Consider the following 21129-nt stretch of genomic DNA (forward strand, 5'->3'; position numbering starts at 1 on the left):
TCATGAAGCCGAATGTAGGAGAATTACAAAATCATTCAAGATATATCTTTATAAAATTTCGGCGCGCCTGTTTTCCCGGTCAATCCGCCATGATTGCACCCTGTGCGGATCATCGGAAACATAGGCGACATAGCCCGCGCCCGCCGCCTCCCAATCCGCCGCCGCCATCGCCGCCCCATCGCGCCGCAACCAGCGTCCATCACGCGGAAATTGCGCGAAATCCCCGGCCCGCCGCCGGGCCGAAAGCGCCGCGACATAATCCTCCAGCGCCTCGTCCCGCGCGGCCCAATCAACCCAGCCGATCGCGCTGTCCTGACAATAGGCATTGTTGTTGCCCTGCTGGCTCCGGCCAAATTCGTCGCCTGCGGTCAGCATGATTGTGCCGGTGGAGGCAAACAAGGTGGCCAGCAGCGCGCGCACATCAGCCCCGCGCCGGGCCATCACCTCGGGCGACGTGCTTGGCCCCTCCACCCCGCAGTTCCAGCTGTGATTCTCGCCATGCCCATCGCGATTATCCTCGCCATTGGCGTGGTTGTGGCGCTGTTCATAGGCGACCAGATCGGCCAGCGTGAACCCGTCATGGGCGGCGAGGAAATTTACGCTGCGGCATTGCTGCTCGCCAAACACATCGGCGCTGCCCGCCATGCGCGTGGCCAGAGCTCCCAACGCCCCCTCGCCCTTCCAGAACCGGCGGACATCATCGCGAAACACATCGTTCCATTCCAGCCAGCCCGCCGGAAACCGCCCCAACTGATAGCCGCCCGGGCCAATATCCCATGGCTCGGCAATCATCACCCGATCGGCCAGCAGGGGATCGGCGGCGATGGCGGCAAAGATCGGCGCATCGGCATCAAACCCCGGCCCGCGCGCGAGGACCGGCGCCAGATCGAAGCGAAACCCATCCACCCCGCAGGTGGCCACAAAATGCCGCAGCGCCGCCAGCGTCAATTCGCGCACCGGCGCATAGGCAAAATCGAGCGTATTGCCGCAGCCCGTATCATTGACCAGCGCCCCATCGGCCCCATGAGCATAGGCCGCATTGTCCAGCCCGCGCAGCGACACCACCCCGCCCAGCACATCGCTCTCACCGGTATGGTTGAACACCAGATCGAGAATCACCCCGATCCCTTCGGCCCGCAGCGCCGCCACCGTCTCGCGCAATTCCGCCACCCCGCCGGGGCACAGGCCGGGGTCCAGCGCCATCATCGCCACCGGATTATAGCCCCAGAAATTGCGCAGGCCCAGCGGCGGCAAATGGCGCTCATCCAGCCAGGCCACAATCGGCATCAGTTCCACCGCGCCCACGCCCAGTATTTTTAAATGCGCGATGATCGCGGGATGCGCCAGCGCCGCCACCGTCCCGCGCTGCGCCTCGGGCACATCGGGGTGCAGCAGGGTAAAGCCACGCACATTGACCTCATAGATCACCCCCCCTGCCTTGAAACAAGGAGGCTGGGGCGCGGTCGGAGGCGTCTCGCCCGGCACAATCGCGCGGGGCACAATCGCCCCCGTCTCCGCGCCATAGAGCGCGAGCGCCGGGTCCTGAACAAAGCGGCGATCCAATTCCACCGCATAGGGATCAACCAACAATTTGGCTGGATCAAACCAGCGCCCGTTTTGCGGATCCCAAGCCCCCTCGGCGCGATAGCCATAGCGCGCGCCTGCCCGGTTCCCCGGCAGGCTGACGCGCCAGTCGTCGCCATCACGGACCATCGCGATCCGCCGCTCTGCCTGCCCGTCAAACAGGCAGAGGCACACCGCATCGGCCAGCGGGGCGCGCACCGCGAAATGGGTCGCGCCCGCATCCACCCACGCGCCGTAACGCGCCATCAGGTGATGACGCTGGGCTCGGTCCGCCCGGTGTGGCGCGTGATGCCCGCGATGCCATCGGCCGCGGCAATCAGATCGGCCAGCTTGACCGGCGTTTCACCCGCCAGATCGCCGCCAACCGGCTCATAGCGTTCAAGATAGACGCGCAGGGTTGCCCCTTCCGTCCCCGTGCCGGACAGGCGGAAGACGATGCGGCTGCCGCCCACGAACAGGATGCGCACGCCCTGATTGGTGGACACCGAACCATCGACCGGATCGGTATAGGCGAAATTGTCCGCCGTCTCGATGGTCAGCCCCTCAAACACCTGCCCCGGCAAGGTGGGCAGCGCACCGTTCAACTCCGCCATCAGCGCGTTGGCTGCCTCGGTCGGCAGGCCCTCATAATCGTGGCGGGCATAGTAATTGCGCCCGAACTGGGCCCAATGCTCGGCGGCAATCTGCGCCACCGGCTGCTTCCTCACGGCCAGAATGTTGAGCCAGAGCAGCACCGCCCACAGCCCGTCCTTTTCGCGCACATGGTCGCTGCCGGTCCCTGCGCTTTCCTCGCCGCAGATCGTGGCCATGCCCGCATCCAGCAGATTGCCGAAGAATTTCCAGCCTGTCGGCGTTTCAAAGGCGGGAATGCCCAGACTCTGCGCCACAAGGTCCGCCGCCGCGCTGGTCGGCATGCTGCGCGCAATGCCCTTCAGCCCCCCCGCATAGGCAGACGCCAGATGCGCGTTCGCCGCCAGCATCGCGAGGCTGTCCGAAGGGGTCACAAAAATCCCGCGCCCGACGATCAGATTGCGGTCGCCATCGCCATCCGATGCCGCGCCAAAATCGGGCGCATCGGGGCCAAACATCGTTTCAAACAATTCATGGGCATGGACCATGTTGGGGTCCGGATGATGCCCGCCGAAATCCTCCAGCGGCACGCCATTCTTCACCGTGCCGGGCGCAAAGCCGAGGCGCTTTTCCAAAATCTCATGCGCATAGGGGCCGGTGACGGCATGCATCGCATCAAAGCTCATCGTCAGCCCGCCCGCGACGGCCGCCCGGATCGCTCCGAAATCGAAGAGCTTTTCCATCAATGCGGCATAGTCGGCCACGCTGTCGATCACCTCGACCGCCATGCCCGCCACATCGACCACGCCCAGCGTGTCGAGATCAATGTCGGCCGTATCCACCGCGCGCCACTCGGTAATCTCCGTGGTGCGCTGATAGATCGCCTCGGTCACGCCCTCGGGCGCGGGGCCGCCGTTGGCGATGTTATACTTGATGCCGAAATCCTCGTCCGGCCCGCCCGGATTGTGGCTGGCCGAAAGCACCAGCCCGCCGCTGGCGCCATATTGGCGGATGACGTTGGAGGCTGCAGGCGTCGAAAGGATGCCCCCCTGCCCCACCAGCACGCGGCCATAGCCATTGGCGGCGGCCATGCGGATCGCCTGCTGGATCACGGTGCGGTTGTGATAGCGCCCGTCGCCGCCGATCACCAAAGTCGCGCCATCGCCCCGCTCGACCACGTCGAACACGCTCTGGATAAAGTTTTCCGCGTAATTGGGCTGGGCAAAGACCTTCACCTTCTTGCGCAGGCCTGAAGTGCCCGGCTTTTGTCCTGCAATCGGCTGGGTGGCCTGAGTGATGATCTGCGGGGTCGCGATCGATGCGGTCATGCTGGCGAATTCTCCAAAGCGATGGATCGGTATAATTGCGCATAGGCGGCGCCGGATTGACGCCAGGTAAAGTCGGCGAGCATCCCGGCCTTTTGCATCGCGCGCCAGACATCATGCTGGGAATACAGCGAGATTGCACGGGTGATCGCGCCCGAAAGCGAGGAATAATCGACCGTTGAAAATTGGACGCCCGTGGCCGCCCCGGCCTTGATCGCGGCCAGATTGGCATCGACCACCGTATCGGCCAGCCCCCCGGTGCGCGCCACCACCGGCACGCAGCCATAGGCCAGACCATACAATTGCGTCAGGCCGCAAGGCTCGAACCGGCTGGGCACAAGGATGGCATCGCCCCCCGCCTGCATCCGGTGCGAGAGCGCCTCGTCATAGCCGATGCGCACCGCAATGCGCCCCGGATGGCGCGCGGCGGCGGCCGACAATTCGCCCACCAGCCCCGCATCGCCCGAACCCAGCAGCGCCAGACGCCCGCCCAGCCCCGCCAGATGGTCGATGCATTGGGCCAGCACATCCATGCCCTTTTGCCATGTCAGGCGGCTGACCACGATGAAAAGCGGGCCATCGTCGCGATCAAGCCCGAATTCGGCCTCCAGCGCGCGCTTGTTGGCCGCCCGCTTGGCCAGGGTTCGCGCGGTAAACGGGCTTTTGATCGCCTTGTCGGTGGCCGGGTTCCATTCGGCCGGGTCGATGCCGTTGACGATGCCGTGGACCTGCGCGCCCCGGCTGCGGATCAGCCCTTCGAGCCCCATGCCGAAATGCGGCTCGCGGATTTCCAGCGCATAGGTGGGCGAAACGGTGGTGATCGCATGGGCCGACTCCAGCCCCGCCTTCAACAGGCCCACGCCGCCGTGATATTCCACCCCGTTCACCGCCCAGGCCGATGCGGGCAGGCCGATCTGATGAAACAGCGCAGCGGGGAAATGGCCCTGAAACGCCATGTTGTGGATGGTCATGATGCTGGGGACGGAACGCCCGCCACAGGGCGCGAATTTGAGATAGGCCGGCGCCAGACCCGCCTGCCAGTCATGGGCATGGAGGAGATCAAAATCCATCCCCGCCACAATCCCGCCCGCCACATCGGCCGCCGCCCGCGCAAACACGGCAAAGCGCATCCCATTATCGGCCCAGTCCTGCCCCGCCTCATTGCCATAGGGGCCGCCGGGGCGGTCAAACAGGCTGGGGCAATCAAGCACCAGCAGCGGCGCGCCATCCGCCGTGCCATCCAGCGTCCCGGCCAGCAGGCGGGCGCGGTGGCCAAAGATCGTCTCCCATTCATGGAGCACCTTTGGCCCCGCAGCCTTGGCCCGTTTCGATTTGGCCGCCGGATATTGCGTGGCCAGCCGCGCCAGCACCCCCGGATAGCCCGGCAGCATCGTCGTCATCGCCACCCCGTGGGGCGCCACCGCAGCGGGCAGCGCGCCCGCCACATCGGCCAGCCCGCCGGTCTTGATGAAGGGCACGGCCTCCGAGGCGAGGCTGAGGACGCGCAGGGTCACGGCTTGCAATCCCTCAATCCAGGTCCAGCGCCTGGATCATCGGCTTGGTGATCAGGCAGACGCCGTTTTCCGTGCGGCGGAACCGCTTGGCGTCCAACTCGGGGTCTTCGCCCACCACCAGGCCTTCGGGGATGCGAACGCCCGAATCGATGATGACGCGCGACAGTCTGGCATGCCGCCCGATGTTGCAATAGGGCAGGATCACCGCTTCCTCGACCGCCGACCAACTGCCCATCTTGACCCCCGTAAACAACAGCGAGCGATAGGCCGTGGCCCCCGAGACAATGCAGTCCTGCGAGATCAGCGAACGCACCGCCGCCCCTCGTCGCCCTTCCTCGTCATGCACGAATTTCGCAGGCGCAGCAACGACCTGATCGGTCCAGATACGCCAATCGCGATCATACATGTTGAGCATCGGCACCGTATCGGTCAAATCGAGATTGGTCTCGAAATAAGCATCCAGCGTGCCGACATCGCGCCAATATTCGCCTATTTCATCCGCCGCGCGCACACAGCTTTCGGTAAAGCGGTGCGCGACCGCCTTGCCGCCCTTGACGATCCTGGGGATGAGGTCATTGCCGAAATCATGCGTGCTGATCGGATTGGCGGCATCCTCGCGCAGCAGTTCGAACAGGAATTTGGTGTCAAACACATAAATGCCCATCGACGCCAACGACCAGCCCGGCTTGCCCGGAATTTCGGGCGGATTGATCGGCTTTTCGACGAAATCGGTGATCACGTCATTGCCGTCCACCGCCATCACGCCAAAACCGCTGGCCTCCTTTTGCGGCACGACAAGGCAGCCGATCGTCACATCCGCGCCGCTGTTCACATGCTGGCGCAGCATCAATTCATAGTCCATCTTGTAAATATGATCACCCGCCAGGATGACCATATATTTGGGACCATAGCTCTCGATGATGTCGATGTTCTGGTAAACGGCGTCGGCGGTGCCTTCGTACCACTGGGTTTCCGATACGCGCTGGCTGGCGGGCAGGATGTCGAAGCTCTCGTTACGTTCCGGGCGCATGAAATTCCACGCGCGGTTCATGTGGCGGATCAGGCTGTGGGCCTTGTACTGCGTGGCCACACCAATGCGGCGGATGCCCGAATTGATCGCGTTCGACAGGGCAAAGTCGATGATCCGGCTCATCCCCCCGAAATAGACCGCAGGTTTGGCGCGATTGTCGGTCAGTTCCTTAAGCCTGCTGCCCCGCCCCCCGGCCAAGACATAAGCCATCGCCTCACGAGCCAGAGGCTGGCTACTTGTATCGCGCATTATACCCTCCCATTCACGCCGCAGCTTCGTTCCATTCCAGCATAATCGTGGCCAATGGCGGCAGCGTGACCAACGCCGCGCCGTTTTGCGCCTCAACCTGCCCCATATTGCCCAAGCCCGTGCCGCCATAAATGGTTGCATCGGTGTTGATTATTTCGCGCCACACCCCATCGCGCGGCAAAGGCAGGCGGTAGGAGCCATGCACCTGGGGCGTCATGTTGCAGATGACAACAACGGGCGCGGCATCGGGCGCCTTTCTGATCCATGCAAAGACGCTGGCCAGCGCATCATCGACCACCAGCCATTCAAACCCCTCGCCCTCGCAATCGCGGGCGTGGAGCGCGGGCGTGGCGCGATAGGCATGGTTGAGATCGCGCACGAGGCTGCGCATCCCTTCATGCGCGGGATCGGCCAACAGGTCCCAGTCGAGGCTGCGCTCCTCGCTCCATTCGCGAAGTTGCGCAAATTCCTGCCCCATGAACAGCAGCTTCTTGCCCGGATAGCCCCACATCAACCCGTAATAGGCGCGCAAATTGGCGAATTTCTGCCATGCATCGCCCGACATCTTGTTGATCAGGCTGCCCTTGCCATGGACCACCTCGTCATGGCTGATGGCCAGCACGAAATTCTCTGCAAAGGCATACATCAGGCCAAAAGTGATGTCGTTATGGTGATGGCGCCGGTGGATGGGATCGCGCGCCATATAGCGCAGCGTGTCATGCATGAAGCCCATGTTCCACTTGAACCCGAACCCCAGCGCGCTGCGGTTTTCATCCACCGCAGGCAGCGTCACACCCGGCCAAGCGGTCGATTCCTCGGCCACGGTGAAGAAGCCGGGAAACTGGCTGTAGATCGCCCGATTGACCGCGCGCAGGAACTCCACCGCCTCCCAGTTCTCGCGTCCGCCCGCCTCGTTGGGGATCCATTCGCCCGCCTTGCGGCTGTAATCGCGGTACAGCATCGAGGCCACCGCATCGACGCGAAGGCCATCGACATGATACCGCTCGGCCCAGAACAGCGCATTGTTGACGAGGAAGGAGGACACTTCCCGCCGCCCGAAATTATAGATCGCGGTGTTCCAGTCCGGGTGAAAGCCCAGCCGCGGATCATCGTGTTCATAGAGCGCCGTGCCGTCAAACCGCGCCAGCCCATGCGCATCGGTGGGGAAATGCGCCGGCACCCAATCGACCAGCACACCGATCCCGGCCCGATGCGCCCCATCGACAAAGCGGGCAAAGCCTTGAGGCGGGCCAAAACGCGCCGAAGGGGCAAACAGGCCCAGCGTCTGATAACCCCATGACGGATCATAGGGATGTTCGGCAATCGGCAGGAATTCGATATGGGTAAAGCCCATGTCCACCGCATAGGGGATCAACTTTTCCGCCATGGCGTCCCAATCGAGGAACCAGTCCTCCTCGTCGCGCATCCATGATCCGGCGTGGACCTCATAGATGCTGATCGGCGCGCGGCGCGGGTCGACCTTGGCCCAATAGTCGCGGTGATCGGCATCGCCCCAATCCTGCTTGACCGGATGCGCGGTCAGGCTGGCGGTGGAGGGGCGCAATTCGCCTGCCTGCCCCCACGGGTCGGCCTTCAAGGGCAACACCGTGCCATCGGCGGCAACGATGCGGTATTTATACGCCGCCCCAACGCCCACGGAGGGCACGAAGATTTCCCATACCCCGATGTCGGCCCGGCGGCGCATCGGGTGGCGGCGGTGGTCCCAACCATTGAAATCGCCCACCACGCTGACCAGCGCGGCATTGGGCGCCCACACGGCAAAATGGACGCCCTCGCTGCCCTCATGCTCGATGCAATGCGCGCCCAGCTTGTCGAACAGGCGCAGGTGATGCCCTTCGTTGATCAGATAATCATCGAGCGGCCCCAGCACCGGGCCATAGGAAAAGGCATCCTCGACAAACCAATGCGCGCCCAGCGCCCCGACGCGATAGCGCAAGGGTTGCGGCGCCCCGGCAATCACGCCTTCAAACAGGCCCCGCTCATCGACCAGCGCCAGTTCGCCCAGCTCCGTCCCGTCCAGCGCGCAGGCCACCGCGACCTGCGCCCCGGGCAGAACGGCGCGGACAAAGGTGCCCTCCGGCCCCTCATGCGGCCCCAACAGGGAAAAGGGATCGCCGTGCGATCCATCGAGCAGGGCAGCAATCGCGGTCGGGTCGGGCTTCACTGAATTATTATCCTTATTTCACGCCCCAGATGTCGCGTGCATATTCGCCGATCGTGCGGTCGGAGGAGAACCAGCCGACATTGGCAATGTTGTGAATGGCCGCCTTGCGCCAGCCCGCCTCATCCATCCAGCGCGCATCGACGGCGCGCTGGGCCTGAGCATAGGAGTCGAAATCGGCGGCCACAAGGAACCAGTCGCTATCATAGAGTCCGCCCATCAGCCCCTTGTAGCGATCCCGGTCATCGGGGCTGAACACGCCGCTGGCGATCGCCTGCACCGCCTGGCGCAATTCGCGGTTGCCCTCGATTATGGCGCGCGGGTTATAGCCATTGGCGCGGGTGTCCTCGACCTCCTGCGCGGTCATGCCGAAGATGACGATGTTATCGTCGCCCACCCGGTCCTTGATCTCGATATTCGCCCCGTCCAGCGTGCCGATGGTCAACGCGCCGTTCAGCGCGAATTTCATGTTGCCGGTGCCCGATGCTTCCATCCCCGCCGTGCTGATCTGTTCCGACAGGTCGGCGGCGGGGATGATCCGCTCGGCAAAGCTGACGTTGTAATTGGGCACGAACACCACCTTGAGCAAACCGCCCACGCTGGGGTCGGAATTGACGCGGCGGGCGATATCATTGGCCAGTTTGATGGTCAGCTTGGCATTGTGATAGCTGGGCGCGGCCTTGCCGCCAAAGATCTTGACACGCGGCACCCAGTCCTTCTCCGGATGGCTGCGGATCTGGTCATAAAGCGCGACAGTTTCGATCAGATTGAGCAATTGGCGCTTATATTCGTGGATGCGCTTGATCTGGACGTCGAACAGGGCATCGGGATCAAGGCGCACGCCCATCAATTGCTTGATATGGTTGGACAGCGCCACCTTGTTCGCGCGCTTGACCTCGGCAATACGCTCGCCAAACTGCGCGTCGTCCGCCAAGGCGTTCAGCCCCGTCAGCTTTTCCGCGTCATCCAGGAAAGCATCCCCGATCCCCTCGCGGATCACCCGCGTCAGGCCCGGATTGCATTGCTGGAGCCAGCGGCGCGGGGTGACGCCATTGGTCTTGTTGTTGATCCGCGCAGGATACAGCTTATGCAGATCGGAAAAGACCGTGCTCTTCATCAGATCGGTGTGCAGCGCGGCCACGCCATTGACCGAATGCGCGCCGACAAAGGCCAGATTGGCCATGCGCACGCGCCGCTCGCCATGTTCGTCGATCAGGCTGATGGAGGAAATCTGCTCGCCGCTCATCCCGGCCTTGCGCGCCTCACGCAGCACGCGGCTGTTGATGGCATAGACGATCTGCATATGGCGCGGCAAAAGCCGTTCGAACAAAGGCAGCGGCCAGCTTTCCAGCGCCTCGGGCAGGAGCGTGTGGTTGGTATAACCGATGGTGCTCTTGGTCACCTCCCACGCCTCGTCAAACTCCAGATGATGCACGTCGATCAACAGGCGCATCAATTCGGCCACCGCCACGCTGGGGTGGGTGTCGTTCAACTGGATCGCGGCCATTTTCGGCAGGTTGCGCACATCCTTGTCGGCCTGAAGATGGCGGCGCAGAATGTCCTGAATACTTGCCGACGAGAAGAAATACTCCTGACGCAGCCGCAATTCCTGACCCGCGGGCGTGTTGTCGGCCGGATAAAGCACGCGCACCAGACTATCGGCCTTCACCTGTTCGGCCAAAGCGCCCGCATGATCGCCCGCATTGAACGCATCGAGCCGCAGCGGATCGAGCGCCCAAGCCGTCCACAGGCGCAGCGTATTCACCCGCGCTCCGCGCCAGCCGACAACGGGCGTATCGACGGCGCTGGCCTCAACCTGCTCGGCCGGGCGCCACACCACCCCGCCGTTGCCCTCGATCACTTCCCCGCCAAAGCCCACGCGATAGGCGCTTTCGCGGCGGTCAAATTCCCAAGGATTGCCATGCGCCAGCCATGTTTCGGGCAATTCGACCTGCCAGCCATCGTCGATCCGCTGGCGGAACATGCCGTTTACATAGCGGATGCCATAGCCATAGGCGGGAATATCGAGGCTGGCCAAACTCTCCATGAAACAGGCCGCCAGCCGCCCCAGACCGCCATTGCCCAGCGCCGCATCGGGCTCCAGTTCTTCCAGTTGTGCCAGATCGAAACCATGTTCGCGCAGCGCCTGCTCCATCTCGCGCGTGACGTCCAGATTGGAAAGCGCATCGCGCATCAGCCGCCCGATCAAGAACTCAAGGCTGAGATAATAGACCCGCTTGCCCTCTTCGGCATAGGTGCGGCGGGTCGATTCAAACCAGCGGTCGATGATCCGGTCGCGCACCGAAAGCACGGCGGCGTGAAACCAGTCATGCGGCTTGGCGGCGCGCTCGTCCTTGCCCACGCGGTGGCGCAAAACATCGACAATCAAATCGCTGATCGAGGGTTGGGACTCGGTCTGGGACTGGCTCATGCAACGATACTCCCCACTGTTCCCAAGGCGCCCAAAGGCCGCCCGAGACGCTGATGTCCTGTCCTCCCCCAACCGAGCGCGCGCCTTGCCTCTGATGAGCGCATAGGTGTTTTCGCGTCACTTCCTTTGGATGAGACTAGGACAGCTTTGCCCGAGCCGACAAGGACTGATGCAAGCTATTGGCACAATTTCTTGCCCTGTCGATGATGCTCCTTTGGCAATACGTATGTCATCGCGGCGCAGCACTCTTGGCGCTGCGGCGCAGCAATGCCAGTATGACGCCCATCGGCGCCCTCGCGCGCCCTCTGCTGCGGAGCCGCGCGATGCATGATACCCTTGGCGAACAATCCCTTTGGTGGCGCGGGGCCGCAATCTATCAGATCTATCCGCGCAGCTTTGCCGACAGCAATGGCGACGGCATCGGCGATCTGCCCGGCATCACCGCGCATCTCGACCATATCGCCTCGCTGGGCGTCGATGCGATCTGGATCAGCCCGTTTTTCACCAGCCCGATGGCGGATTATGGCTATGACGTGGCCGATTACCGCGATGTTGATCCGATTTTCGGCACGCTGGCCGATTTCGACGCGTTGATCGCGCGCGCCCATGAATTGGGGATCAAGGTCACGATCGACCTCGTCTTTGCCCATACCAGCGATGCCCACCCGTGGTTCGCCAGCAGCCGCCACGCGCGCGTTGGCGATCAGGCGGACTGGTATGTCTGGCGCGACGCCAACCCGGACGGAACGCCGCCCAACAACTGGCAATCGGTGTTTGGCGGCCCGGCATGGACATGGGATGCGCGCCGACAGCAATATTACTATCACCAGTTCCTCAAAGAACAGCCGCAGCTCAACGCCCACCATCCGGCGGTGCAGGAGGCCTGCCTCGACATCATGCGTTTCTGGCTGGATCGCGGGGTGGACGGGTTCCGGCTCGATGCCCTGAACCACGCCTTTTTCGATCCGGACTTGCGCGACAATCCGGTCTCGCGCGGGCATCACATCCGCACCCGCCCCTTTGATTTTCAGGACAAGATCCACAGCCAGAACCACCCCGCCGCCATCCCCTTCATCGAGCGGATCGGCGAGCTGTGCGGGGAATATGGCGCCATCTTCACCGTGGCCGAGGTGGGCGGCGATGGCGCGGTGGGGTTGATGAAGGACTACACCGCAGGCGATGCGCGCCTGTCCAGCGCCTACAGCTTCGACTTCCTCTACGCCCCCGAATTGACGCCCCAGCGCATCAAAGGCTCGCTGGGCCAATGGCATGGCGCGGCGGGCGAAGGCTGGCCAAGCTGGGCCTTTGAAAACCACGATGCGCCGCGCCATATCTCGCGCTGGGCGGGCGAGAGCAATCTGACCGCCTATGCCCGGCTGACCATGGCGCTGCTGATCGCGCTGCGCGGCAATATCTTCCTCTATCAGGGTCAGGAACTGGCGCTGACGCAGGATGATATCCCCTTCCACCTGCTCAAAGACCCCGAGGCCATCGCCAACTGGCCGCTCACGCTCAGCCGCGACGGGGTGCGCACGCCGATGCCATGGCAATCGGACGCACCCCATGGCGGCTTTACCGACGGCACCCCATGGCTGCCCATGTCCGAGGCCAATATCGCCCGCGCCGCCGCCACGCAGGAGGCCGACCCGGCCAGCCCGCTGCATTGGACCCGCGCGATGCTGGCCCTGCGCCGGACCAGCAATGCCTTGCGCATCGGGGCGATGGAGGATGTGCATACCCACGGAATGCTGCTGCATTTCGCCCGGCACTGGGGCGATGAACGGCTGCATTGCGCCTTCAACCTGGGCGCCGCCGCGATGCGCCATGCCTGTCCGCCGGGCGCGCTGGTGCTCTCGGTCAATGGCGGCGGGGCCGCGCAATTGCCGCCGTTCAGCGCAGTTTTCATTCGGCAGGCATTGGGCTAAGACCCGCCGCATGACATTGCCGATGGATGACGATCATGCGGCGCTTGCCGCGGCCGCCGCGCATGGCGGCGCCCTTTGCACGGTCGTCGGCATCGACGGCAGCTGGTCTCGACGCTGGGGCGCGCAACTGGCGGTGCGGGGCGATGGGGCGATGGTCGGATCATTGGCCGACGGCTGCCTCGAAGCGGCGCTGATGCGCGAGGCGATGGCGGGCGGGGCCCCGCGCGTGCTGCGCTATGGCGCGGGTTCGCCCTTTATCGACATCCGCCTGCCCTGCGGATCGGGGGTGGAGGTGATGGTCGATCCGGCCCCCGATGCCGATGCTCTGAACGGCGCGGTGGCGGCGCTCGCCCGGCGCGAGGTGGCCCATCTGCCGCTGGGCGCGGGCTTCACGCGGCGCTATCTGCCCCGCCTGCGCCTGCTCGTACTGGGCAGCGGACCCGAGGCCGCCGCCCTTGCCGCGATGGGCCGCGCGCAGGGGGTCGAGGTGCTGCTGGCCGCGCCCCATGGGCAAAATGGGGATGCCACGCTGTCGTTGGGTCAGTCCCCTGCCCTTCCCGCTGGTTGGAAGCCCGACCCGTGGACTGCGGTCGCCGTGCTGTTTCACGACCATGAATGGGAGCGCACGCTGATCCCTTGGGCCATGGCCACCGATGCGTTTTATGTGGGCGCGCAGGGCGGCGCGAAAACGCGGGCAAACCGGCTCGAATTGCTCGCCTCGATTGGGTTCGACGATGCCGCGTTGGCGCGTCTGCATTCGCCCATCGGGTTGATCCCGGCCACGCGCACGCCCTCGGTGCTGGCGCTATCCGTGCTGGCCGAAGTGGTGGGGGCTTATGAGGGGTTGTTGGGGTAGAAGGGTGCCTCCGGCGGGCAAAGGGCGGGGGCCCTTTGCAATCCCATTTTGGGGTGGTGGGAAGTTTGCCAGATGGCGCGATGGGTTAATAAAGCCTGCGGCGCGGCAAGGCAGCGCTGAACAGCGCCGCAGGCTTTAAAAATTCAAACGGCTCGTCCGACACCCAAGACCGAAACCACAGCGCCACGCCGACAGTAACGGGATTGCAAAGGGCCCCCGCCCTTTGCCCGCCGGAGGCACCTCACACCCCTAAACCAACCCTACAACCGATCCGCCTGCGACACCGCATCGCTGGCGCGCAAACTGGACACAATCCGCGTCAGGTGGGCCAGATCGCTGACCTCCAGATCGACCTCATAGGTGCCGAAGAGTTCGTCGCGCTGGACGTTCTGGAGCTGGGTGATGTTGGCCTTGTTGGCGGCAAAGATACCGGTGACCTCGGCCAGCGTGCCGGGGCGGTTATAGAGGATGCAGCGCAAACGGCCGACGGCGCCGACGCTGCGATCGCCCCATGACAGGTCGATCCAGTCGTGATCCCCGCCCTCGATCAGCACGTCGCAGGCGATCGAGTGGACCTCGACCCCGACGCCCGGTTTGCGCAGGCCCACGATGCGGTCGCCCGGCACCGGGTGGCAGCATTCGGCAAGCTGGAAGGCCATGCCGGGGGTAAGACCCTTGATCGAGATCGCGCGTTCCTGCTTGGGCCAGGCCTCCGGCTCGGGCATGTCGCGCGCCGAACCGGGGACCAGCGCCTCCATCACCTGCCGGTCGTCCAGCTTGGCCGTGCCGATCGCGGCCATCAGCTCGTCCTCGTTTTTGAGACCCAGCCGCTTGACCGCCTCGGCGGTGGCCTTCTTGCCGACTTTGGTGGGCAGGCGCTCGATGATCTCGTCGAACAGCTTGCGCCCGATGGCGGCCAGTTCGGAGCGCTCCTTGATCCGCACTGCGCGGCGGATGGCGGCGCGCGCCTTGCCGGTCACGCAAAAGCCCAGCCATGCCAATTGCGGGCTGGCCGAGCGGTTCTTGATGATTTCCACCACATCGCCATTGGACAGCGCCGTGCGCAAGGGCACGTGGCGTCCGTTGATCTTGGCGCCGACCGCCATGCTGCCCAGATCGCTGTGGACGGCATAGGCAAAGTCGATGGGCGTCGCGCCCTTGGGCAACTGGAACAATTTGCCCTTGGGGGTGAAGGCGAAGATGCGATCCTGATAGATCGCCATCCGCGTGTTTTCGAGCAGTTCTTCGGGGTCGTTGCTGGCCTCCAGCACCTCGACCAGATCGCGCAGCCAGCCCACCTGCGAATCCGGCATCACCCCGCCCTGCTTATAGCTCCAATGCGCGGCAAGGCCGTATTCGTTGGTTTCGTGCATATTCCATGTGCGGATCTGCACCTCCATCCGCATGGCCTTTTCATAGATCATGGATGTGTGCAGGCTTTGATAACCGTTGACCTTGGGGGTCGAGATGTAATCCTTGAACCGCCCCGGCAAAGCCTGCCAGGTGGTGTGCAGCACGCCGATGGTGCGATAACAATCCTCGACACTGTCCACCAGCACGCGGAAGGCCATGATGTCGGTGATCTGGTCGAAATTGACATGGCGCTCGGCCATCTTGCGCCAGATCGAATAGGGGTGCTTTTCCCGGCCCCAGACCTTGCACTTCACCCCCGCCTCGGTCAGCGCCTGGCTGATCGAAAGGGCAATCGCATCGACCTGCCCGTGGTCCTGGCTGCGGATTTGCGCAAGGCGCCCGGTGATCGTGGCATAGGCCTCCGGCTCCAATTGCTGAAACGCCAGCAACTGCATCTCGCGCATATATTCATACATGCCCACGCGCTCGGCCAGCGGGGCATAGATATCCATGGTTTCCTTGGCGATGCGGCGGCGCTTGTCCTCGCTCTTGATGTAATGGAGCGTGCGCATATTGTGCAGCCGGTCGGCCAGCTTGACCAGCAGCACGCGCAGATCCTCGCTCATGGCCAGCAGGAACTTGCGCAGGTTTTCGGCCGCGCGTTCCTTCTCGCTCATCGCCTCGATCTTGGACAGTTTGGTCACGCCATCGACCAGCCGCGCCACATCCGGGCCAAACAGCTTTTCGATCTCGTCAATCGTGGCCAGCGTGTCCTCGACCGTATCGTGCAGCAGCGCGGTGATGATCGTGTCCTGATCGAGCTTGAGCTCGGTCATCAGCCCGGCCACCTCGACCGGATGGCTGAAATAGGGGTCGCCGCTGGCGCGCTTCTGGCTGCCATGCTTCTGGACGGTATAAACATAGGCGCGGTTGAGCATCTGCTCATCCGCATCAGGCGCGTAAGCCTTCACCCTTTCGACAAGTTCATATTGGCGCAACATCGTCCAAAGACTTTGGGGGGTGTAGCGCGCAAGGGCAAGGGGGAAAGGCCGCGCCAAAGCGCCCCGTCCACGAATTTTGGCGCAAAACAGCTTTGCGCCAATGCTTAAAGGGCGTTGGGCGGCCTGCGGGATCATGGCGTCAACGCCTCGCCGCCGCCCGGTCTTGCCAATCGATCACGGCCAGATAATTGCGCAGCCGGTTCTCCTCCAGCCGGGCCAGCAGCAGATTGTCGTCATAGGGCGCAAGGATGCGCGCCACATCATCGGCCCATGGCGCATCGCCATCATAGACCACCCCAAGCCCGAAAACGGCAGGCACATGGGCATAGCGCAGGTTCGCGCCCTGCCCGGCCATAAAATCCTCCACCGCCGTCAACACCCCGTTGCGCGGCCCGCCCGCCTCCAGCGCCCAGGCGTGAAAGCCGCCGCCGCGAAAGCCGCGATGGGCGATGCTGCCTCTCGAATCCAGCGTAACACCCACATCATAGGAATGGGGATGGCGAAACTCGGCCGGGATGCGCTCGGGGGCGTAATACATGTCGCGCCGCGCACAGGGCCAGCCAACATCATGCAACACCGCCAGCAGCGGCCGCCCGCCATCGCGAGCATTGGCGGATGCCAGCGCCAGCTCGTGAAAAACCGTATAATAGTTGTGGTCGCCGTCAATCACCCAGGCATCCACGGGGCCCAATTCAGGCATGGCCTCAAGGCTGGGTCGGGCGATGTGCTGAACGTGGCCCGCCGCCGCCGCCCAGACCAGGAATTCGGGCTTGGGCGATGGGTCGATGCTGATCAGTTCCGCGCCGCGCTGCTGGCAATATTGCGCCAGATGGGTGGACATGCCGCCAAATTCGGCTCCGATCTCGGCGATGGCACGCGCATCGGCGGCGGCCAGCACCTCAAGGATCATCTCGCCAAATTCGGCCATTGAATGGATCAGCAGATCGGCCATGCCCCAAACTCACTCCCGTTTAACCGAGGCGAGAATGGACCCGCCTTGGTTAATGGGCGGCTTGGCGGGCCCTAGGGCGTAATGCGGAGGTTTCCAGAGGCCATCGGGCGGGCAAGGCGATCCCTTGCCCGCCCGAATTGCTCCTTATTGCCCGCGCACAAACGCCCCGCACGCAATCCGCCCGCCGGCATTGCCGGTGGGGTCGGTCTTGTAATCATCGGGCGCGGCATGGACGACCACCGCTCCGCCGTCCTGATCAAACAGCGCGGTGAGCAATTCGTCGGCCTTGTAGTCCAGCGGCAGTGTGACATTGGCCGTGCCATCCTCGCCCACCGTCACATTGGGCAGATCGCCCATATGTGCGCCCATCGGATTGTCGCGCCCATGCTGATGCCCGGCCGGGTTCAGGTGTCCACCCGCCGAGGTGAAGGCGGGAACCTCGCATACGCCGCGCATGTGCAGATGGACCGCATGGACGCCCGCAGGCAGGCCCGAAAGCGAGAGTTTCAGCCCCAGCTTGCCCTTGGCCTCAACGATCGAGGCAAGGCCCGCCGGCATCGTATCGCCCTTCATCAGCGCCGCGCTGGCCAGCACCTTGTCCTTGGGGGCCGCCTTATGCGCCGCCTTGGCCATGCCCGCGCCCGGCGCCATAAGCCCGACCAGCGCCCCGGCCATCATCAGCCCCGTCAAAACCTTTGCCATCATCCGATCCTTTCCGTCTATCCGGCGCCTTAACGCGCCAACCCGGTTTTTGCTCCCGCCTCAGCTCCAGACCGCTTCAGGCGGCAGGCTCATCAGGATCGCATCGATATTGCCCCCGGTCTTCAACCCGAACAACGTGCCCCGGTCGTAAACCAGATTGAATTCGGCATAGCGCCCGCGCCATTCGAGCTGCTGCTGCTTTTGCGCGGCGTCAAAGGCGATGCCCATCCGGCGGCGCACCAGTTGCGGAAAGATCGACAGGAAGGTCTCGCCCACCGCCTTGGTAAAGGCAAAGTTGGCCTCCCATCCCGCCGAGCCATCTGATTCTGGGGGAGCGCATTCCAGATGGTCATAGAAAATGCCGCCCACCCCGCGATGCACCTTGCGATGGGGGATGTAGAAATAATCGTCGGCCCATGCCTTATATCGTTCGTAATAGCCCTCGCCATGCGCGTCGCAGGTGGCCTTGAAGGCGGCGTGGAAATCGGCCGTATCCTCGTCATAGGGCAGCGGCGGATTGAGATCCGCGCCGCCCCCGAACCACGCCTTGGTCGTGGTCAAAAACCGCGTGTTCATATGCACGGCGGGCACATGGGGGTTGGCCATATGGGCGACAAGGCTGATCCCCGTGGCGGTGAAGCCGGGGTTTTCCACGCTGGCGCCATTGATGCTGGCGGCAAATTGCGGGCTGAACGCGCCATGGACGGTCGAGACATTGACCCCCACCTTTTCAAAAACCTTGCCCTTCATCAGGCCCTGCACACCGCCCCCGGTATCCGCCTCGCCCGCCACCGCGTCGCGGGTCCAGGGCTTGTATTGAAAGCTGGCGTCTGACCCTGCTTCGCGCTCGATCTTTTCAAATTCGGCGCAAATGCCATCGCGCAGGGCCTCGAACCATGTCTTGGCGCGCTGCGTATAGGGGGTCCAGTCGGTCACGTCGGCCTCTCTTGCGGGGATTGTTGCGCCCCCGCTTGCCACCGCCGGGCGGGCGCGGCAAGGGGGCGGCATGGACGCGATGCAGTTTGCCCCCTTTTCCTTTGCCGGTCACGAATGGCTGATCTCGAACAGCCGCGCGGTCTATTGGCCCGCCCAGCAGGCGCTGCTGGTGGCCGATCTCCATCTGGAAAAGGCAAGCTGGTATGCGCAGAGCGGGCAGATGCTGCCCCCCTATGACAGCCGCGAAACGCTGGAGCGGCTGGGCGCGGCGGCGGCGATGACCGGGGCGCGGCGGGTGCTGTGCCTTGGTGACAATTTTCACGACGATGACGGCCCCGCGCGGATGGAGCCGGAGGCGGCGCGGATGCTGGGCGATCTGGCGCGGCGACTCGACGTGGTGTGGATCGTGGGCAATCACGATGCCGGATTGGCGCATCGCATCGCGGGTGATGTGGTGGAGGAACTGATGCTGGACGGCATCACGCTGCGCCACGAGGCCGAAACGGGCGAAACCGGACCGGAAATCTCGGGCCACTATCATCCCAAATTGCGGGTGCGGATGCGCGGGCGGATGATCAGCCGCCCTTGCGCGCTGCGCAGCGAGAATCGGCTGATTCTGCCCGCCTTTGGGGCGCTGACGGGGGGTATGGATGCCGCCGATCCGGCGCTGATTGCCGCCCTTCAGCCCGCGAAACGCGCCGAGGCGATCTTGTGCGCCGCGGCAAAAACCGCCATCCTGCCGGTCTGGACCGCGTGAATCGGAAGGCTGAAACAAAAGTTTCGCGATTTTGCCGCAACTGTGGCGAAATTGCGCTTTCATGCGTGTGGGTTTCGCTCTAAAGGCGCTCATCCAGAAATGTCTTATGGAGAGTAGACTATAGCCCCCCCTCCCCGGCGCAGTATGGCGCCCCCCGTCAAAAGCGGGCCCCGCTATAACGAGATGATTAACGTGCCCAAGGTGCGCGTTATCGATGACGAAGGCGAAAACCTCGGCATCATGTACACGCGTGAGGCAATCGAACGCGCGTTCGAACTCGGGCTCGACCTTGTCGAAGTGTCGCCCAACGCCGACCCGCCGGTCTGCAAATTCCTCGATGTGGGCAAGTTCCGCTATGAGGCGCAGAAGAAGGCGAACCTTGCCCGCAAGTCGCAAAAGACGCAGGAGATCAAAGAGATCAAGATGCGTCCCAATATCGACGATCACGACTATGACGTGAAGATGCGCGCCATTCACAAGTTCATCGGCGAAGGTGACAAGGTGAAGGTGACCCTGCGCTTCCGCGGTCGCGAACTTTCGCACCAGCAACTGGGCATGAACCTGCTCAAGCGCGTGCAGGAAGATGCGGCGGAACTGGCCAAGGTCGAAGCCTATCCGCGCATGGAAGGCCGTCAGATGCTGATGGTGCTTTCACCGAAATAAGGCTACAAGGGTTCTGCCTCGCTGGTTTGGCGGCCATTTCCGGCCAAACAGGCAGACCGGCAGGATCTACGAAGAGGCGCTGGCCCCGAATGCGGGACCGGCGCCCTTTTCCGTTCAGCGCCTTTTCCGTGAACCGCCAAACCGCTCACGATTGGATATTTCCAGCGCCTTGAACAACGAGGACTTTGCCGTCCCGTCATCCCAGATATCGGCAATCCGCCATTGCCGATTTTCCTGATGCAAGATGAAGGTGGCGTCATGGCGCCAATCGCCATCAGCCGAATAATGAACCCTGACCGCCACATCTGCGCCAACCGGCGCCACCTGCTGAACCCGCGCTTTCAGGCCGCCATTGTCCTGACATTGGCAGAGGACTTCGGCCTCAATCACGCCAATGTCCGATTGCGATCCATCAAGCAGCATCGCATCCGCCAATGGCTTGGTGAAAAAACGCAGATAGGCCGGACTGCGCGGATCGACGTCACCATGCAAGGCAAAAGCCAGCGCCCCTTGCATAAACGCCCGCGCGCCGGACGGCTCCCCCGCATCGGCGGCCATTGCCCAAGCCATCAGCCACAAGCCCGCAACCCAACGCATACCACGTCCTTTCCGGCCAAAACGCTAAAAATGTCAGGGGGCCTGTAAGCCGGGTTCTGTGAAGGCCGCTCGTATCGTTTCCGACGCGGCGGCCAGCGGCAGCCATTCCTCTCGGCGCCCTGTTGCCAGTGCGCTCCAGCAACCAACCCGGGCAACTGGCGCGAAACCCGCCTGTCCATAAAGGACGCGTTGCCCCTATTCGGTCTTGCTCCGGGTGGGGTTTGCCTTGCCAATTCTGTCGCCAGAATCGCGGTGCGCTCTTACCGCACCCTTTCACCCTTACCTTGGGATTTGCATCCGTCCGGCGGTTTGCTCTCTGTGGCACTTTCCCTTGAAGGTCGGCCAAAAGCCTTCCTCCCGGCGGGCGTTACCCGCCACCCTCGTTTCGTGGAGCCCGGACTTTCCTCGGCAGGGTCGAACCCTGACGCGGCTGCCCCGCCCCCTGACGCTTGATCCGCTAGCAGGCTTTGTTGGGCGAGAAAAGCGATAAGGGCGACGATTT

Annotated in this window: 15 protein-coding genes and 1 other RNA gene; 4 read left to right on the forward strand and 12 right to left on the reverse strand. The window is 63.6% G+C overall.

Translation table 11 applies throughout. The annotated features are described in order from the left end of the window. Positions 1-48: 48 nt before the first annotated feature. Genes glgX through PQ467_RS14620 form a run of 6 tightly spaced genes read right to left on the reverse strand, consistent with a single transcriptional unit; the run spans position 49 to position 10885 of the window. Positions 49-1830: a glycogen debranching protein GlgX gene (glgX, locus tag PQ467_RS14595; protein WP_274174098.1), complete on the reverse strand. Its 1782-nt coding sequence runs from the start codon at positions 1828-1830 to the stop codon at positions 49-51. Beyond that, the gene (locus tag PQ467_RS14600; protein ID WP_274174099.1) at positions 1830-3482 is read right to left on the reverse strand and encodes an alpha-D-glucose phosphate-specific phosphoglucomutase; all 1653 of its coding nucleotides are present in this window, start codon (positions 3480-3482) and stop codon (positions 1830-1832) included. The genes glgX and PQ467_RS14600 overlap by 1 nt, the downstream gene beginning before the upstream one ends. After that, entirely contained in the window at positions 3479-4993 is a 1515-nt protein-coding gene (gene glgA / locus PQ467_RS14605; RefSeq protein WP_274174100.1) for a glycogen synthase GlgA, read from the reverse strand. The genes PQ467_RS14600 and glgA overlap by 4 nt, the downstream gene beginning before the upstream one ends. A gap of 13 nt (positions 4994-5006) precedes the next feature. Continuing rightward, on the reverse strand, positions 5007-6272 hold the full coding sequence (gene glgC / locus PQ467_RS14610) for a glucose-1-phosphate adenylyltransferase (protein WP_274174101.1): 1266 nt from the start codon (positions 6270-6272) through the stop codon (positions 5007-5009). Positions 6273-6285: 13 nt separating this feature from the next. Continuing rightward, positions 6286-8457 (reverse strand): 1,4-alpha-glucan branching protein GlgB, encoded by a 2172-nt coding sequence (glgB, locus tag PQ467_RS14615; protein ID WP_274174102.1) that lies wholly within the window; start codon positions 8455-8457, stop codon positions 6286-6288. 13 nt (positions 8458-8470) lie between these two features. After that, a complete protein-coding gene (locus tag PQ467_RS14620; protein WP_274174103.1) occupies positions 8471-10885 on the reverse strand; it encodes a glycogen/starch/alpha-glucan phosphorylase in 2415 nt (804 codons plus the stop codon). Between the two features lie 323 nt (positions 10886-11208). Here PQ467_RS14620 and PQ467_RS14625 point away from each other — a divergent pair, with 323 nt between their 5' ends. Together PQ467_RS14625 and PQ467_RS14630 are read left to right on the forward strand one after the other, a co-directional pair. Further along, positions 11209-12810 (forward strand): alpha-amylase family glycosyl hydrolase, encoded by a 1602-nt coding sequence (locus tag PQ467_RS14625; RefSeq protein WP_274174104.1) that lies wholly within the window; start codon positions 11209-11211, stop codon positions 12808-12810. A gap of 10 nt (positions 12811-12820) precedes the next feature. Further along, a complete protein-coding gene (locus PQ467_RS14630; RefSeq protein WP_274174105.1) occupies positions 12821-13666 on the forward strand; it encodes an XdhC family protein in 846 nt (281 codons plus the stop codon). Positions 13667-13926: 260 nt separating this feature from the next. Here the strand turns inward: PQ467_RS14630 and PQ467_RS14635 are convergent, their stop codons facing one another. The 4 genes from PQ467_RS14635 to hemF form a co-directional block, all read right to left on the reverse strand. Continuing rightward, on the reverse strand, positions 13927-16020 hold the full coding sequence (locus PQ467_RS14635) for a RelA/SpoT family protein (RefSeq protein ID WP_274174106.1): 2094 nt from the start codon (positions 16018-16020) through the stop codon (positions 13927-13929). A 139-nt stretch (positions 16021-16159) separates the two neighbouring features. Beyond that, positions 16160-16972 (reverse strand): class I SAM-dependent methyltransferase, encoded by an 813-nt coding sequence (locus tag PQ467_RS14640; protein ID WP_274174107.1) that lies wholly within the window; start codon positions 16970-16972, stop codon positions 16160-16162. 144 nt (positions 16973-17116) lie between these two features. Beyond that, positions 17117-17674 (reverse strand): superoxide dismutase family protein, encoded by a 558-nt coding sequence (locus PQ467_RS14645; RefSeq protein ID WP_274174108.1) that lies wholly within the window; start codon positions 17672-17674, stop codon positions 17117-17119. Positions 17675-17734: 60 nt separating this feature from the next. Further along, positions 17735-18610, reverse strand: a complete 876-nt coding sequence (gene hemF / locus PQ467_RS14650) for an oxygen-dependent coproporphyrinogen oxidase (RefSeq protein WP_274174109.1) — start codon at positions 18608-18610, stop codon at positions 17735-17737. 70 nt (positions 18611-18680) lie between these two features. Between hemF and pdeM the strand changes: the two genes are divergently transcribed. Together pdeM and infC are read left to right on the forward strand one after the other, a co-directional pair. Beyond that, entirely contained in the window at positions 18681-19367 is a 687-nt protein-coding gene (gene pdeM, locus PQ467_RS14655; protein ID WP_443192952.1) for a ligase-associated DNA damage response endonuclease PdeM, read from the forward strand. Positions 19368-19511: 144 nt separating this feature from the next. Continuing rightward, entirely contained in the window at positions 19512-20030 is a 519-nt protein-coding gene (gene infC / locus PQ467_RS14660) for a translation initiation factor IF-3 (RefSeq protein WP_274174110.1), read from the forward strand. A 114-nt stretch (positions 20031-20144) separates the two neighbouring features. Here infC and PQ467_RS14665 read toward each other — a convergent pair whose 3' ends face one another. After that, positions 20145-20627 carry a hypothetical protein gene (locus PQ467_RS14665; RefSeq protein WP_274174111.1) on the reverse strand — a complete coding sequence of 161 codons (483 nt, stop codon included), beginning with the start codon at positions 20625-20627 and terminating at the stop codon, positions 20145-20147. 29 nt (positions 20628-20656) lie between these two features. Further along, positions 20657-21073: RNase P RNA component class A (rnpB, locus tag PQ467_RS14670), an RNA gene on the reverse strand. Between the last annotated feature and the right edge of the window lie 56 nt (positions 21074-21129).

The organism is Novosphingobium sp. KACC 22771 (genome assembly GCF_028736195.1).
Classification (GTDB): Bacteria; Pseudomonadota; Alphaproteobacteria; order Sphingomonadales; family Sphingomonadaceae; genus Novosphingobium.

Bases quoted from the DNA above. Each gene is read 5' to 3' on its own strand.
- glgC (WP_274174101.1), bottom strand. From the start codon at position 6,272: ATGCGCGATACAAGTAGCCAGCCTCTGGCTCGTGAGGCGATGGCTTAT.
- pdeM (WP_443192952.1), top strand. From the start codon at position 18,681: ATGGACGCGATGCAGTTTGCCCCCTTTTCCTTTGCCGGTCACGAATGG.
- PQ467_RS14640 (WP_274174107.1), bottom strand. From the start codon at position 16,972: ATGGCCGATCTGCTGATCCATTCAATGGCCGAATTTGGCGAGATGATC.
- PQ467_RS14600 (WP_274174099.1), bottom strand. From the start codon at position 3,482: ATGACCGCATCGATCGCGACCCCGCAGATCATCACTCAGGCCACCCAG.
- PQ467_RS14665 (WP_274174111.1), bottom strand. From the start codon at position 20,627: ATGCGTTGGGTTGCGGGCTTGTGGCTGATGGCTTGGGCAATGGCCGCC.
- glgX (WP_274174098.1), bottom strand. From the start codon at position 1,830: ATGGCGCGTTACGGCGCGTGGGTGGATGCGGGCGCGACCCATTTCGCG.
- PQ467_RS14625 (WP_274174104.1), top strand. From the start codon at position 11,209: ATGCATGATACCCTTGGCGAACAATCCCTTTGGTGGCGCGGGGCCGCA.
- PQ467_RS14635 (WP_274174106.1), bottom strand. From the start codon at position 16,020: ATGTTGCGCCAATATGAACTTGTCGAAAGGGTGAAGGCTTACGCGCCT.
- PQ467_RS14630 (WP_274174105.1), top strand. From the start codon at position 12,821: ATGACATTGCCGATGGATGACGATCATGCGGCGCTTGCCGCGGCCGCC.
- PQ467_RS14620 (WP_274174103.1), bottom strand. From the start codon at position 10,885: ATGAGCCAGTCCCAGACCGAGTCCCAACCCTCGATCAGCGATTTGATT.
- PQ467_RS14645 (WP_274174108.1), bottom strand. From the start codon at position 17,674: ATGGCAAAGGTTTTGACGGGGCTGATGATGGCCGGGGCGCTGGTCGGG.
- infC (WP_274174110.1), top strand. From the start codon at position 19,512: ATGGCGCCCCCCGTCAAAAGCGGGCCCCGCTATAACGAGATGATTAAC.